This is a genomic window from Actinomadura roseirufa (assembly GCF_900659635.1).
Taxonomy (GTDB): Bacteria; Actinomycetota; Actinomycetes; order Streptosporangiales; family Streptosporangiaceae; genus Spirillospora; species Spirillospora roseirufa.
The window spans coordinates 1-14,162 of the sequence record NZ_CAACVB010000208.1 but is presented as its reverse complement, the minus strand read 5'-3'; the positions used below and the strand labels follow the sequence as shown (position 1 = coordinate 14,162).

At 75.5% G+C, this 14,162-nt stretch carries 13 protein-coding genes and 1 pseudogene; 6 read left to right on the top strand and 8 right to left on the bottom strand.

Translation table 11 applies throughout. The features are described from left to right. A pseudogene (locus E1291_RS44285) lies at positions 1 to 96 on the bottom strand (class I SAM-dependent methyltransferase); the annotation flags it as partial. Positions 97 to 215: 119 nt separating this feature from the next. On the opposite strand from E1291_RS44285, the gene E1291_RS31290 reads away from it, so the two are divergent. Both E1291_RS31290 and E1291_RS31285 read left to right on the top strand, forming a co-directional pair. Beyond that, positions 216 to 1,190, top strand: a complete 975-nt coding sequence (locus tag E1291_RS31290) for a YihY/virulence factor BrkB family protein (RefSeq protein WP_131741683.1) — start codon at positions 216 to 218, stop codon at positions 1,188 to 1,190. A 9-nt stretch (positions 1,191 to 1,199) separates the two neighbouring features. Further along, entirely contained in the window at positions 1,200 to 1,778 is a 579-nt protein-coding gene (locus E1291_RS31285) for a GNAT family N-acetyltransferase (RefSeq protein WP_131741682.1), read from the top strand. 6 nt (positions 1,779 to 1,784) lie between these two features. On the opposite strand, the gene E1291_RS31280 is transcribed toward E1291_RS31285, so the two are convergent. Further along, positions 1,785 to 2,771, bottom strand: coding sequence for a helix-turn-helix transcriptional regulator (locus E1291_RS31280; protein WP_242614490.1), 987 nt, complete (start codon positions 2,769 to 2,771; stop codon positions 1,785 to 1,787). An 80-nt stretch (positions 2,772 to 2,851) separates the two neighbouring features. Between E1291_RS31280 and E1291_RS31275 the strand changes: the two genes are divergently transcribed. Beyond that, positions 2,852 to 3,598 (top strand): alpha/beta fold hydrolase, encoded by a 747-nt coding sequence (locus E1291_RS31275; RefSeq protein WP_131741681.1) that lies wholly within the window; start codon positions 2,852 to 2,854, stop codon positions 3,596 to 3,598. Here the strand turns inward: E1291_RS31275 and E1291_RS31270 are convergent. From E1291_RS31270 to E1291_RS31250, 5 genes are all read right to left on the bottom strand, one after another. Then, positions 3,532 to 4,263: a phosphatase PAP2 family protein gene (locus E1291_RS31270; RefSeq protein WP_131741680.1), complete on the bottom strand. Its 732-nt coding sequence runs from the start codon at positions 4,261 to 4,263 to the stop codon at positions 3,532 to 3,534. The genes E1291_RS31275 and E1291_RS31270 overlap by 67 nt on opposite strands. Before the next feature lie 106 nt (positions 4,264 to 4,369). After that, on the bottom strand, positions 4,370 to 5,638 hold the full coding sequence (locus tag E1291_RS31265) for an AI-2E family transporter (RefSeq protein ID WP_131741679.1): 1,269 nt from the start codon (positions 5,636 to 5,638) through the stop codon (positions 4,370 to 4,372). 408 nt (positions 5,639 to 6,046) lie between these two features. Beyond that, positions 6,047 to 7,021, bottom strand: a complete 975-nt coding sequence (locus E1291_RS31260) for an ARPP-1 family domain-containing protein (RefSeq protein WP_131741678.1) — start codon at positions 7,019 to 7,021, stop codon at positions 6,047 to 6,049. 20 nt (positions 7,022 to 7,041) lie between these two features. Continuing rightward, a complete protein-coding gene (locus tag E1291_RS31255; RefSeq protein WP_131741677.1) occupies positions 7,042 to 8,409 on the bottom strand; it encodes a VWA domain-containing protein in 1,368 nt (455 codons plus the stop codon). Between the two features lie 55 nt (positions 8,410 to 8,464). Continuing rightward, complete coding sequence (locus tag E1291_RS31250) at positions 8,465 to 9,157, bottom strand: TetR/AcrR family transcriptional regulator (RefSeq protein WP_131741676.1); 693 nt, start codon at positions 9,155 to 9,157, stop codon at positions 8,465 to 8,467. 108 nt (positions 9,158 to 9,265) lie between these two features. Between E1291_RS31250 and E1291_RS31245 the strand changes: the two genes are divergently transcribed. Next, positions 9,266 to 10,282, top strand: a complete 1,017-nt coding sequence (locus E1291_RS31245; RefSeq protein ID WP_131741675.1) for an ATP-binding cassette domain-containing protein — start codon at positions 9,266 to 9,268, stop codon at positions 10,280 to 10,282. A 91-nt stretch (positions 10,283 to 10,373) separates the two neighbouring features. Further along, the gene (locus E1291_RS31240) at positions 10,374 to 11,144 is read left to right on the top strand and encodes an ABC transporter permease (protein ID WP_207401033.1); all 771 of its coding nucleotides are present in this window, start codon (positions 10,374 to 10,376) and stop codon (positions 11,142 to 11,144) included. 58 nt (positions 11,145 to 11,202) lie between these two features. Here E1291_RS31240 and E1291_RS31235 read toward each other — a convergent pair whose 3' ends face one another. Further along, a complete protein-coding gene (locus tag E1291_RS31235) occupies positions 11,203 to 12,402 on the bottom strand; it encodes an EamA family transporter (RefSeq protein WP_131741674.1) in 1,200 nt (399 codons plus the stop codon). A gap of 237 nt (positions 12,403 to 12,639) precedes the next feature. Here E1291_RS31235 and E1291_RS45460 point away from each other — a divergent pair. Further along, the coding region (locus E1291_RS45460; protein WP_131741673.1) for a hypothetical protein at positions 12,640 to 14,162 on the top strand (1,523 nt) is incomplete at its 3' end.

The window sequence follows — 14,162 nt, the reverse complement described above, 5'->3', positions numbered from 1 at the left end:
TTCCAGGACGCGCAGCGAACCCTCCGCCCGGCGCTCCTCGAACGCGCCGCTGGCCAGGGCCCGCAGGTAGACGTCGTACGGAGGGCGGCCGCCGTCGCGGGCGGTGATCCCGCGGGTGCGGGTGAACGTGGCGCCCACGGGAGGCGGGAATCCGCTGCGGCGAGGAGGTCCGCGCCGGTTCCGCGGCCGTTCCTGACCCCCCGGAGGAGACGCGCATGCACACGCCCGACGCCCCCACCGACCTGCCCGCGCCGTCGTGGAGACGGGCGGTCAAAGGCGCGGCTGCCGAGTTCAAGAAGGACGCCTTGTCCGACTGGGCGGCGGCGCTCACCTACTACGCCGTCCTGTCGATCTTCCCGGCGATGCTGGTGGTGGTGTCGCTGGTGGGCCTGGCCGGGACGTCGGTGTCGCAGGACCTCATCGACAACCTGGGCGGGCTGGCGCCGGGGCCGGTGAAGCAGCTGCTGGTCAGCGCGCTCACCGAGCTGCAGGGCAACCGGGGCGGGGCGGGGCTGGTGGCCCTGGCGGGGCTGGTGACGGCGGTGTGGTCGGCGTCGGGGTACGTGGGGGCGTTCATGCGGGCGTCCAACATCGTCTACGACGTTCCCGAGGGGCGCCCGATCTGGAAGACGATCCCGATCCGGATCGGCGTCACGCTGGTCACGCTGGTGCTGCTGTCGGCGTCGGCGGTCGCGGTGGTGGTGTCGGGTCCGCTGGCGCGCAAGGCCGGGGACGCGCTGGGGCTGGGCTCGGCGGCGGTCACGGCGTGGAACATCGCCAAGTGGCCGGTGCTGCTGCTCATCGTTAGTTTCCTGTTCGCGCTGCTGTACTGGGCGTCCCCGAACGCCAAGCGGGGTTTCCGGTGGGTGACGCCCGGCGGGGTGCTGGCCATCGTGCTGTGGCTGGTGGCCTCGGCGCTGTTCGCGCTGTATGTGGCCGGGTTCTCCTCCTACAACAAGACCTACGGCAGCCTGGCCGGGGTCATCGTTTTCCTGGTGTGGCTGTGGATCAGCAACCTGGCGATCCTGCTGGGCGCGGAGATGAACGCCGAGCTGGAGAGGTCCCGTGCGATCGCGGCGGGGCGGCCTCCCGGCGAGGAGCCCTACGTGGAGTTGCGCGACACGCGTGCGGCCGATCCGGAGGACCTTCCCGGCGATCGCGGGTCGCCCCGCGGGGAGCACCGTGAATAGGATCACCGTGTGCTGCGTCCCACATACCCGATTGAGACCGAGCGGCTGCTGCTCAGGCCGTTCAGCGAAGGCGACCTGGAGGGCCTGTACGCCTACCAGTCCCTGTCCGAGGTGGCGCGTTTCCTGTATTGGGAGCCGCGCAACCTCGATGAGTCCAGATCGTTCCTGCAGCAGAAGATGAGCGCGTCCACCGTGGAGAAGGAGGGCGACTGGCTCGTCCTGGCGGTGGTGTGGCGCGAGAGCGGGGCGCTGGCCGGCGAGGTGAACCTGCAGTGGCGCAGCCGGGAGCACCGGCAGGGCGAGATCGGGTACATCCTCAATCCCGCCTTTCACGGGCGGGGCATCGCGACCGAGGCCGCCGCGGTGGTGCTGCGGCTGGGTTTCGAGGGCCTGGGGCTGCACCGGATGGTGGGGCGGCTGGACGGCCGCAACGCCGCGTCCGCGCGGGTGCTGGAGCGGCTGGGGATGCGCCGGGAGGCGCACCTGCTGCAGAACGAGATCGTCAAGGGCGAGTGGACCGACGAGGTCGTGTACGCGATGCTCGAGCACGAGTGGGCGGCGCGGGCCGCCAAGGGCGCCGGCCGCTAGCCCGGGTCACGGCGCGGGGCCGGCGGGGGGCCGGCGGTCGGCCTGTGCCTCCAGGGTGCGGGCGAGGGCGCGCAGGTGGTCGCGCAGTTCGTCGGGGCGGTGGACGACGAAGGGGTGGCCGAGGCCGGCGAGCATGCGGGCCATGCCGTCCAGGTGCTGGGCGCGGGTGGTCATCAGCACGGCGCCGTCGTGGCCGGTGAGCGTGGCGGTGGAGGCGGGGACGCGGCGCCGGGCCTCGGCGAGGGTCGTCTCCAGCAACACCTCCACCTCGTGGGCGTAGGGGACGCGGGCCAGTGACCGGGTGACGTGCTGGACGGGGTCGGCGTCGTCGGGGATCTCGTAGCGGTCGGTGCCGGGTTCGGCGGACACGACGCGGTCGACGCGGAAGGTGCGGACCTCGCCGCTGCGGTGATCGTGGCCGGTGACGTACCAGCGGCCGGAGTGGAACACCAGCCCGTGGGCGTCGAGGTCGCGTTCGCTGTCGGCGCCCTGGAAGGACCGGTAGCGCAGCCGCACGCGCCGCCGGTCGCGGGCGGCGGCGGCGAGGGTGAGCAGGGCCTGAGTGGCGGGGGCGGCGGCGTCGCGGGCGGCGAGGGTGAACCCGAGGGTGTCCTGCAGGGCCTGGACGCGTTCGCGCAGGGCGGCGGGCAGGACGCGCTGGACCTTGGCCAGGGCGCTCTCGGTGGCCTGGCCGGGCAGGCCGAGGCGGCGGCCGGCGAGCAGGCCGAGGACGACGGCGGTGGCCTCGTCGTCGGTGAGCATGAGCGGCGGCAGCTTGTAGCCGGGGCGCAGCCGGTAGCCGCCGTGGCGGCCGCGTGCGGCGGTGACGGGGACGCCGAGGTCGTCCAGGCGGGTGGCGTAGCGGCGGACGGTGCGCTCGTCGACGCCGAGGCGCCGGGCCAGTTCCGCGCCGCTCATGTGGTGGTTGGCCTGCAGGAGTTCGAGCATGGCCAGGATGCGGGTGGTGGGATGCGACGGCACTGGATGTGACACGGGTCACCCACTTGATCCGGGCGGTTTCTGTCCGGTTTCGATCCTACGGTGGGCGCGCATCCACGAGGAGAGGAAACGTGATGGCGACGTTCGTACTGGTTCCCGGTTACTGGCTCGGCGGATGGGCGTGGGAGGAGGTGGCGTCGGTGCTGCGCGCGGGCGGGCACGTGGTGCACGCGGTGACGCCGCCGGGGGTGGCCGAGCGGGCGGGCGAGGCGGCATCGGACGTCGATGTGGACGCGCAGGTCGCCGACCTCGTCCAGGTCATCGAGGGCGCCGGGCCGGAGCGGGTGGTGCTGGTCGCGCACAGCGGCGCGGGCCTGCCGGCGACCGGCGCGGCCGACCGCGTCCCCGGGCGGATCGCGCGGCTCGTCTACGTCGACAGCGGGCCGATGCCCTCGGGCCTGGCGGGGATCGACTTCTACGGGCCGGACGAGCGCGCCGAGCTGGAGGAGCGGGTGGCGCGGGACGGGCGGGGCCGGATGCTTCCGCCGCCGCCGTTCGACCCGTCGGCCGACCCGGTGAACCTGGCGGGGCTTTCGGAGGAGCACCTGGCCGCGATGCGCGGGCGTGGCACGCCGCAGCCGTTCGGGACGGTGACCCAGCCGCTGGTGCGGCCGGTGCCGCCGCCGGACGTCCCCCGCACGCTGATCGTGTCGACGTTCCCGCTCGAGGCGGTCCGGCGGATGGCCGAGGGCGGCGATCCGGTCTTCGCGGAGATGACGGGGCCGGGGTGGACCCACCGGGAGCTGCCGACCGGTCACTGGCCGATGTTCTCCCGTCCCGATGAGCTGGCCGCGCTGCTGGAGGAGGCCGCGCGGGACTGACCGGCGGCGCTTCGGGCGCCGCGGCGGCCGGGCGGGGCGGGGACGACGAGGGCGCGGGCGGCGCAGGCCATGAGGACGCCGGTGCCCCAGCCGGCGAGGGCGTCGGTGGGCCAGTGGTAGCCGAGCGCGACGACGGCGACGGCGACCGCGGCGGCCAGGGCGTGCGCGGCGATGGTCGCGCGGCGGGACGCGCCGGTGATCGCGGCGATGAACAGCAGGCAGGCGGCGGCGTTGGCGGCGTGGCCGGAGGGGTAGGACAGGTGCCCGCCGTCCAGCAGCGCGTCGCGTCCGGCCAGGGGCGGGGTGCGGGCCAGGGCCGTCTGCGCGGCGCGGACCACCAGTTCGGTGGCGGCGAGCCAGATCCCGGCGCGGGCCAGCAGCGGCAGGCTGCGGCGGTGCCAGGCGACGGCGGCGGAGGCGACGGCGGCCAGGGACCCGACGATCCAGTACTGGCCGCCGTTGACCACCGTCCGCCAGGTCCAGTACCAGGCGCCCGAGCGGGGCGGCAGGCCGCCGGAGAACACCTGGTGGTCCAGGTGCCGCAGCGGTCCCCCGGCCAGCACGTCGAGGGTGGCCGCCGCCGTGACCAGGGCGGCGGCCACCGGCAGCGCGCGGGACGGCGCCCCGCCGGGGAGGCGCCCGTCCCCCGGTCGAGGCACCCGCATCCCTCGATCCTGCCCGATGCCCGGCTCGCGCGGCCCCCGGGGCGGGCCGAGAGGTGGGTCACACGCCCAACGGGTCACACGCCGGGGCGGGTGGCGCGGCGGGGGGTCAGCGGCGCCGGCGGATCCGGCGCCACCAGCGTCGTGGGGGCCAGGGGCGGGGCGCGGGGGCCTTGGTGAGGGTGAGGGGGTGTTCCTCGATGTCGTAGCGGCGCACGTAGGCGCCGGCGAACGCCTGGACGCTCGCGCCGAGGGGCAGGGCCAGCAGCGCGCCGAGGGGCCCGGCGACGGCGGCTCCGGCCAGGACGAGCCCGAACGCGACGGCGGGGTGCATGTCGAGGGTCCTGGCGGTGATGCGGGGTTGCAGCAGGTAGTTCTCCAGCTGCTGGTAGGCGGTGATGAACAGCAGCAGCCACAGCGCGGTGGAGGGCGCCTTGGTGAGGGCGATGAGGACGGGCACGGCGCCGGCGAGGTAGGTGCCGACGGCGGGGATGAACTGGGACACCACCCCGACCCACAGGGCGAGGGTCAGCGCGTAGGGCACGCCGAGCCCGGCCATGGCGATGAAGTGCGCGACGGCGGAGATCATGGCGAGCAGCGCGCGGGAGTAGATGTAGCCGCCGGTCTTGTCGATGGCGATCTCCCAAGCCGACAGGACCTGCCGCTGGCGGTGGGGCGGCAGGACCGAGCAGACGGTGCGGCGGAACTGGGGGCCCTGGGCGGACAGGTAGAAGGTGAACAGCAGCATGCCGAGGAGCTTGAAGACGACACCGAGGGCGGTGGCGCCGATGCCCACGACGTTCCCGGCGAGCTGGGACAGGTGCCGGGAGAGCTGCTCGGTGACGGTCGGCAGGCGCTGGAAGACGGTGTCGCGGGACAGGTGGGTGCCGAAGGTGGCGTTGGTCCAGTCGATGGAGCGGCGGACGTAGTCGGGGAAGGCGTCGATGAGGCGGGTGGTCTGCCCGGCCAGCAGGGACCCGATCCCGCCGATGAACGCGACGGCGAACACGGCGATGATCGCGAACATCACCCCGGTCGCGGCGCCGCGGCGCCAGCCGCGGGCGGCCAGCCAGTTCACCGCGGGTTCGATGGCGAACGCCAGGAACAGGGAGGTCAGCAGGACCAGCAGCAGGTCGCGGAGCCGTTCGGCGAGCCACAGTCCCACCACGAACAGCAGGACGGTCGCGCCGGCGAGCAGGAACGCGCGGGGCAGCCAGGGCGGCATGGACGCGGCGGGAGGCGCCGCGGGAGGCGCTGCGGGAGGCGCTGCGGGAGGCGCTGCGGGAGTGGGGGTGGGAGCCGGGGCCGGAGGCGGGCCGGGTGCGCCGGGTCCGTCGGGCGGGACGTCGGCGGGCGGGTCGCCGGGCGTCTGCGGCATGTACCGCACGGTAACCGGGGGTGCGCGTCCGGCTCGCCGTTCCTTCCGTCCGGCGGCGCAACCTTTGCCGACTCTTCAGCCGCGGTGCCGCCGGCCGGGCCGCTCTTGGGGTGCGCGGCCGGGCGAGGTGGGCGGGTTCGTTCGTGACGCCGCACCGCGGCCGGGTGTCCGGCGTGCCCGGTGGACGCCCGGGGCGGGGTTCGCCGGGTGGGCGCGGTCCGGTGGGGCCGGGCTCGGGTGGGCGGGACAGGTGGCCGGCGCCTCGTCGGGCTCAAGGATCGTTTAGCAGACGATTATCCCAGACTTGGAATCAGGGTTCTGCCTGACGTGCCCGGCTCAGTTCCCGCACCTCCGATTGAAGTGGGTCGGGGTCCCCCGGGGCAACCCTTTTACGGGATCGCCCCGGGGTCAGCGGGCGAAGAGGGAGGCGTAGACGGTGCGGTCGCCGTCGGTGACGATCTGCCCGGCCAGGTGCGGGGCGGTGAGGGTGGACAGGCGCAGGCCGAGGTAGCGGTCCTCCTCCTGGAGTTCGGCGGGCCCGGTGGGGGCGGCGGCGAGCCAGCCGGTGACCTGGGCGAGGCGCGCGGCGCGGTCGCGGGCCAGGGCGCCGCGCAGTCCGGCGAGGTCGGACGCCTCGTAGGGGGCGGCGGGCCCGGGCGGGGCGGGTTCGGCCCGCCAGGCGGCGACGCCGTAGGCGAAGCACACCAGCGCGGTCCACATCTCGGCGAAGTAGCGGGGGTCGGGGGCGATCTCCAGGCCGGTGAAGCGCCCGGCGACGAAGAACAGCGCGCCGACCTGCCCGGGTTGCAGTTCCAGGCGGCTCTGGAACTGGGTGAGGACGGGCCGTTTGCGGGACAGGATCTGTTCCAGGTGGCCGCGGCGCGCGAGGCCGCAGCGGGCGTTGAGGTCGGCGATGTCGGCCCACAGCTTGTCGTAGCCGTGGACGCCGCGCAGTTCCAGGGCGCGGGCGCGCAGTTCGGCGGGCAGGACGAAGAACCACTGGTCGCGTTCGGTGAGGTAGCCGCCCTGGCTCTGCTGGACGCAGCAGGCGTCCTCGAACATCAGGCTCTGCCCGGCGGCCAGGAACGCCGAGCGGCACAGGGCGTGGTTCTGGGCGGCGTCCTGGATGTAGCCGATGTGCAGGGGGACGATGGCCACGCCGGTGGGGGCGCCGTTGTGCAGTTCGACGCGGCCGTAGCCGGCGACGCGGGTGAGTTTGAGGCCGGTGCGCGGCGGCGTGAAGCCGGGGTGGGCGGGTCCGGCGATCGGGACCATGGTCAGCGCGCCCGCCTGCTGGGGGGTGCCGAGGCGGTGCCCGGCGAGGCCGAGGGGGCCGGGCAGGAGCGTCTCGAGCGCCGTCGCGGGGGTCGGCGTGCGGGTCATGGTGCTCCTTTCGGTGCGGGTCAGGCGGCGAGCGCGGCGGCGCGGCGGTCCAGGTCGTCCAGGCGGGCGTGCAGGGCGGCGCGCAGCCAGGGCGCGCCGGCGGCGCAGTGCCCGAACATCCAGGGCAGCAGGTCGGCGAAGTCGTCCTGGTGCCAGAACCCGCGCTGGGGCAGGGCGGGGTCGGGGCGGCGCAGCCGCAGGTCGTCGCTGCCGGTGAACATGGCGTGGCAGAACACGACGGGGGTGGTGACGCCGGCGCGCGGGAGGGTGGCCACGACGCGGGCGAGGTCGCCGGGGAACAGGTTCTCATAGCCGTCGGAGACGACGGCGACGAGGTCGGGGGCGTGGCCGGGGGCGCCGAGGGCGTCCAGGACGCCGGTGGCCAGGTCGGTGGCGCCGCCGGGGTCGCGTTCGCCGCCGCCGACCTCGATGACGTCCAGGCGGGCGCAGACGCGGGCCAGGAGCATCCGCAGTGCCGCGGCCTGGGACAGGACCGCCCATTCGCGTTCGCCGTAGCCGCGCATGGACGCCGAGGCGTCCAGGACGAGCGCGACGGTGCCCTCGAAGCGGGGGAAGGCGGCGACGGCGGCGCCCAGGTGGCGGCCGAGCGCGGCGTGCAGGTCGGCGGCGGGCCCGCCCCGGTACAGGTGGACGAGGGTGGCGGCGATGTCGCCGCGGTTGGTGGCGGTGACGGTGGGCGGCCGGTGGCGGGCGTCGTCGACGGCCAGGGCGGGTTCGGCGGGGACGGGGGCGGCGGCGCCGTCGCGTCCCGCGGCCTGTCCAGCGGTGTGCCCTGCCGGGTGCCCGGCGGCGTACAGGGCCTGGACGCGGGCGGGCGCGGCGTGCGGGTCGGTGAGGAAGCGCAGCAGGCGGCGCCGCAGGTAGTCCGAGCCGGTGTCGCCGCCGTCGATGCGGCGGGCGCAGCCGCGGGCGGCGGCCGTGCCGAGGGCGTGTTCGAAGCAGTCCCGCAGGGCGGGGCGGCGGGCGGCGATGAGCGCGTCGGCGTGGGGGTGCTCCAGGACGAACCGCAGCGCGGTGCGGGTGGTGTGCTTGTGGTTGGCGCGCAGCCGCCGCAGGGCCAGCAGGACGGTGATGACGTGGGCGGGCGGCAGCGCCAGGGTCAGGATCCGCGCGACGCGGGCCAGGACGGCGCGGGTGGGCTCGTCCAGTCCGGCCTGGGAGGCGGCGAGGATCTGCAGCAGGACGCGGGCGCGCTGCCGGGCCAGGACGCCGGGTGCGAGGCCGAGCAGGGCGTAGCCCTCGGGGTCGCGGGTGTGGGCGGCGCGGTGCAGGTCCGCGTCGTCCCAGGTGAGGTCGCCTCCCCTGGGCAGGGTGAGGGCGGTGTCGTGGGTCTCCAGGTGGGCCAGGAACGTGGGGGTGTCGTCCATGATTGTTCGCCTCCGCAATCATGGATCTTAGGAAGGCCGGGGAGCGCCCCGACACTCATTTTCCGTCGGGCGGTGCGGGCCGGGCGGGGGCGGCGGCGTAGTCGCCGAGGCCCCGTTCGAGGAGGGTGAAGACGCGGTCGGCGGCGGCGTAGACGTCGGCGCTCATCTCCTGGAGGGTCTCGCCGGCGCGTTTGCGTTCGGCGATCTCCTCGATGAGCGTGCTCTGCGCCGCGAAGATCATCGCCGCGGCGGCGCGCGGGGTGGGGTCGTCGGGGCCGGCGCCGGTCTCCTCGGCGAGCAGGCCGGCGAGCACCTCCTGCGCCTGCCGGCCGATCTCGCGCTGGCGGGCGGTGAGGGCGGGGCTGTCGTGGACGGTGCGGACCCATTGCTCGACGCCCTCGTGGAAGCCGGTCCGGTAGGCGCGGGCGTCCAGGCCCTCGAGGAACCGGCGGCGGAACAGCGCGACGACGCCCTCGCCGGGGAGGCGGTCGCGGAAGTCGCGGGCGGCCTGCTCGATGTGCTCGCCCTGCCGGTCGAAGAACAGGTCCTCCTTGGTCCTGAAGTAGTTGAAGACGGTGTTGACCGAGACGTCGGCGGCGCGGGCGACGTCGGCGACGGTGACGTTGTCGAAGCCGCGCATGAGGAACAGGCCGGTGGCGATGTCGGCGATGCGGCGGCGCGTCTCGCGTTTCTTGCGTTCGCGCAGGCCGAGCGCGGCGGGCTCGGGGCGTCCTCCCTCGTCTCCCATGCCCGGATCCTACCTTTGATGGGGCGACTTAAAATTTGGTGTGACTTAAAATTTGTGGTTACTCTATCGGCGTCGTTCCCCCGTTCCCCCTGTTCCCCGGAGGTAGTCGTGATCGAAGCGCGCGGGCTGGCCCGTTCCTTCACCACCAGGCACGGCACGGTCGAGGCCGTGCGAGGCGTGGACCTGTCGGTCGCGGCGGGCGAGATCGTCGGTTTCCTCGGCCCGAACGGCGCGGGCAAGACCACCACCGTGCGGATGCTGACGACGCTGCTGGCGCCGACCGCGGGCACGGCCACCGTCGCCGGGTGCGACCTGCGCGCCGACCCGGCGGGCGTGCGGCGCGGCATCGGCCATGTGGCGCAGGGCGGCGGCACCGACCCGTCGGTCCCGGTCGGCGAGGAGCTGGACCTGCAGGCCCGCCTGCACGGCGTGCCGGACCGGCGGGCGCGGATCGCCGAGCTGTGCGAGCTGCTGGAGCTGACGGTGCCGGCGTCGCGGCCGTCGGCGGCGCTGTCGGGCGGCCAGCGGCGGCGGCTGGACATCGCGCTGGGGCTCGTGCACCGTCCGCGGCTGCTGTTCCTGGACGAGCCGACCACGGGCCTGGACCCGCAGAGCCGCGGCAACCTGTGGGAGCACGTCCGCTCGATGCGCGACCGGGACGGCACGACCGTCTTCCTCACCACCCACTACCTGGACGAGGCCGATGCCCTGTGCGACCGGCTGCTGATCATCGACCGGGGCGGGATCGTGGCGCGGGGCACGCCCGCCGAGCTCAAGCGCCGCGTCGCCGGCGACGTGGTGACCCTGGAGCTGTCGGGCGCCGGCGAACCGGGTCCGGCGGGCGGGGAGGGGGCCGCGTCCTCGCCCGCCTCGGCCGCCTCGCCCGCCTCGGCCGCGGAGCGGGCCCGGTCGGCGCTGGCGCGGCATCCGGCGGTGCGGGAGGCGACGGTCACGGGCCGTACGGTGCGCCTCACGGTCCAGGACGGCGAGCGGGAGCTGATGGGCCTGGTCCGGTCGCTGGACGCGGCGGGGGTGGTGCTGGCGTCGGTGAGCCTGGCCCGTCCGACGCTCGACGACGTGTTCCTGGCCGTCACCGGCCGGTCCCTGCGCGACGCCGCCGCCTGAGCCGCCCCGGAACGGCGGCGCTGTTCCTCTGCGGCCCCACCGGGGCCGTTTCTGGCATGAGCTCGTCCCTCTCACATGAAGGAGAACCGGTATGTCCATGGCGCGGACGGTGTCCGACACCCGCCTGATCTTCGGGCGGTACCTGCGGCAGACGCTGCGCAGCAAGGTCGCGGTGGTGTTCGGGCTGACGCAGCCGCTGCTGTACCTGCTGCTGTTCGGCCCGCTGCTCACGCGGCTGGGCGGGGTGCGCGGGTTCGGGTCCGGGGACGCCTGGCAGGTGTTCGTGCCGGGTGTGCTGGTGCAGCTCGCGCTGTTCGGCGCCGCGTTCGTCGGCTTCGGGCTGATCGGTGACCTGCGGTCGGGCGTGGTGGAGCGGCTGCGGGTGACGCCGGTGAGCCGGACGGCGCTGCTGCTGGGCCGGGTCCTGCGCGACACCGTGGTCCTGGTGGCGCAGGCGGTGGTGCTGCTGGGGGCGGCGTTCGCGCTGGGGCTGCGCGCGCCGGCCGCCGGCGTCGCGGTGGGCCTGCTGTTCGTGGTGGGGCTGGCGGTGAGCGTCGCGTCGCTGTCGTACGTGCTGGCGATGCGCACGCGCAGCGAGGACGCGTTCGCGCCGCTGCTGTCGGCGGTGACGCTGCCGCTGATGCTGCTGTCGGGGATCCTGCTGCCGATGGGATTGGCGCCGGGGTGGCTGGACGCGGTGTCGCGGTGCACGCCGTTCCGGTACGTGGTGGACGCGGCGCGGGCGGCGTTCCGGGGGGATTACGCGACGGCGGCGGTCGGTGAGGGCGCGCTGGTCACGGTGGTGCTGCTGGTGGTGTCGGTGGCGCTGGGGGCGCGCCGGTTCCGCGCGGAGAACGCCTGAGGCGTCCCCGTGGGGGCGCGGGGCGGGCGGGGTCAGGTGTCGTGGTCAGGTGTCGTGGTCAGGTGCCGAAGGCGGGGGCGATGTCGCCGGGCGCGTCGCCCGCGGCGCCGGGCTCGGTCCCCGCGGGTTCGTCCCCCGCCCGGCCCGCGGTCCCGCCCGTTCGGTGGGCGGGCTCCGCCGTGGGCGTGGCTGCGTGGGCCCCGGCGGTGACCGAGCCGATGACCGGGAAGACATCGGAGCCGGTGACCGGGCCGTCCGTCGTGTCGGCGGCGTGCGGGGCGGCGTGCGGGGCGGCGTGCGGGGCGGCGGGCCCGGTGGCGTGCAGGGCGGGCGGGGGGCCGGTGGCGGCGCGCTGGGCGATGTAGGCGCCGGCCAGCACGATGGCGCCGCCGGTCAGCTGCGCCGGGGTGAGGTGCTCGCCGAGCGCGGCCCAGGCGATGAGGGTGGCGGCGACGGCCTCGGTGTAGCAGATCGCCCCGCCGACCTGGGCCGACAGCCGGTGCAGGCCGGCGACGCCGGTGATGTAGGCCAGCACGGTGCTGACGAGCGCGATCCAGGCGATGAGCGCCCAGCCGGGCGCGGTGTGGGCGCCGACGGGGACGCGGGCGGGCAGCACGTCCCAGGGCAGCGCCCAGGGCGCGGCCGCGGCGGTCAGCGCGGCGGCGGCGACGAGCATCCCCCCGGTGGTGATCACGAGCGGGTCGACCTCGCCGGCGAGCCGGTCGACGAGCAGGAAGTAGCTGGCCTGGCAGGCGGCGGCGCCGAGTCCGGCGGCCAGGCCGAGCGGGTCCAGGCTCAGGCCCGTCCACACCTGGACGACCAGCGCGAGCCCGGCCATGGCGACCGCGATCCCGGCGACGGCGGTGCGGTGGACGTGGGCGCGGCGCACGAACCGCAGCCACACCAGCACCAGGACGGGCCCGCAGAACTCCAGCAGGATCGCCACGCCGACCGGGAGCCGGGAGGCGGCCAGGTAGTAGCAGGCCTGGCAGCCGGCGACGCCGGTGAGGCCGTTGAGGACCAGGCGGCCGAGGTGCGGGCGCAGGCCGCGGGCGGCGGACCGGCCGCGCAGGACCGCCACGAGGGGGACCAGCACCAGCGCCGACACGGTCAGGCGCAGCCACACCGCCTGCAGCGGGCCGAGGCCGGCCTCGATGAGGGCCTTGCCGAACGGGCCGGAGGCGCCGAAGCAGATCGAGGAGAACACCGCCAGGCCGAGGCCCCAGGCGCGTGTGCGCGCCGCACCGTCCGTTGTCACTGCCCGAGCCCTCCGCCCGTCCCGTTCCCGCGCGCGGCCACGCGCGGGCCCGTTTCCCCGGCCCGCGCGCTGGACTCGTCGTGTGGACCGGTGTCGCGGCGCCGCGCCGTGGCCGCCCGTCCCGGCCCATGTTCATGAGCATCCTGCCATAACACTCCTTACCGGTCGATGGCGGGGAGTGGTCGGGCGATCGCGTGAATGCCGGGCGTACCGCCCGGGAGGACTACTATTCGCCGGGTGAGCTGGCAGGCGGCCGGGGGCGGACCCGGTGGAACCGGAGGCGGGCCGAGCGGGGACCTGTTCGCGGCGGTCGAGGGCAACGTGCGGGAGCTGGTGGCCTCCCCGTGGTGGCGGACGGCGCAGCCGCAGGACCGCGCCGCGCAGATCGCCGCGCGGATGCTGTGGGGCGCCGGGGAGTGGTGGCTGTTCGGCGCGTGGGGCCGCTGGTACCGGTGCGGCCTGGACGGCACGTGGCATCCCTGTCCTCCCCCGGCCTCGTTCGAGGACCGCGGGGTCGCGGTGCCCGCGCCGCACGGCGCGGGGACGCCGCCGGTGCCGCCGCAGCTGTACCCGACCGGCCCGGACCTGGCGGCGGGGCGGGTGGCGCCGCTGGGGTTCCTCGGCCCGGTCCCCGACACGGCGGTGGTGGCGCGGATCTCGCAGGCCCTCACCACCGCGCTGGCGGTGAACCCGGCGCAGTTCGCCCAGCGCGACCCGATGTTCCAGCCGGGCACGCCCAGCACGGTCGCGGCGGCGTGGGGGGCGCTGCTGTGGTGCGCGGGGTCGCCGGTGGTGCTGACCGAGCATCCGCTGATCGAGTCGTTCATCCCGTTCCTGACGACGCCGGCCGAGCGGCTGCACTGGATGATGCCGCCCGACTTCGGCACGCTCGCCGGGTACTACGTGCACCGGCTCGGCGCGGGCGACGGCGGCGGCGCCGCGCACATCGCGCGGGTGATGTACGAGGTCGCGGCGGGGCTGCAGGCCGACCCGCGGTTCCGTCCGGGCGCCGACGCGCTGGCCGCGGTGACGGCGGCGTCGCTGCGGATGGTCAACCAGGACCTGGCGACCGTCCGGTACGGGCCGGAGGCGATCGTGCAGGAGTGGCGGCGCCGCTGCCCGGCCGAGTACGCCACGCCGATGGTGCGCGACACCGCGCCCGGGGAGTACCTGCGGCTGGCGCTGTACGACCTGCAGCAGATCGTGGCCGGGCTGACCGGGCCGCGGCCGGCCGCGGCGGGCGGCCGCGGGCACGACGAGGTGCGCCGCGCGGGCGTGGCGGTGCTGGCCGCCGACCTGCAGGCGGCGCCGAACGCGCTGTCGGCGCTGCAGCGCTGGCTGGATCCCGACAGCGCGCGGACGCTGCAGGCGGTGCTGGCCGAGCCCGGCCATCCGCTGCGGGCGCTGTGGCCGCGCGAGGGGCGGCTGCCCGAGGCGCTGCGCGGCGACGACGCCGACGCGCTGGGCGCGCTGCTGGCCACCACCTACACGCTGGGGCTGACGTGGTGCCGGCTGGCGCAGGTCCCGCCGCCGTCGACGGGGTTCGCGGTGCCGCAGGCCGTCGCGGCGGAGCTGACGTCCCCGGCGATGCACACCCCGCCGTCCACCGATGAGCTGAGCGCCTGGGACATCATCAAGGCGGCGCGGGCGCACATGGCGGCCGAGCGCGCCACGACGGGCGCCGACCAGCCGGTGGCGCCGCTGCCCAGATCGGAAGAGCACACGTCTGAACTCCAGTCACTCCAGCCAATCTCGTATGC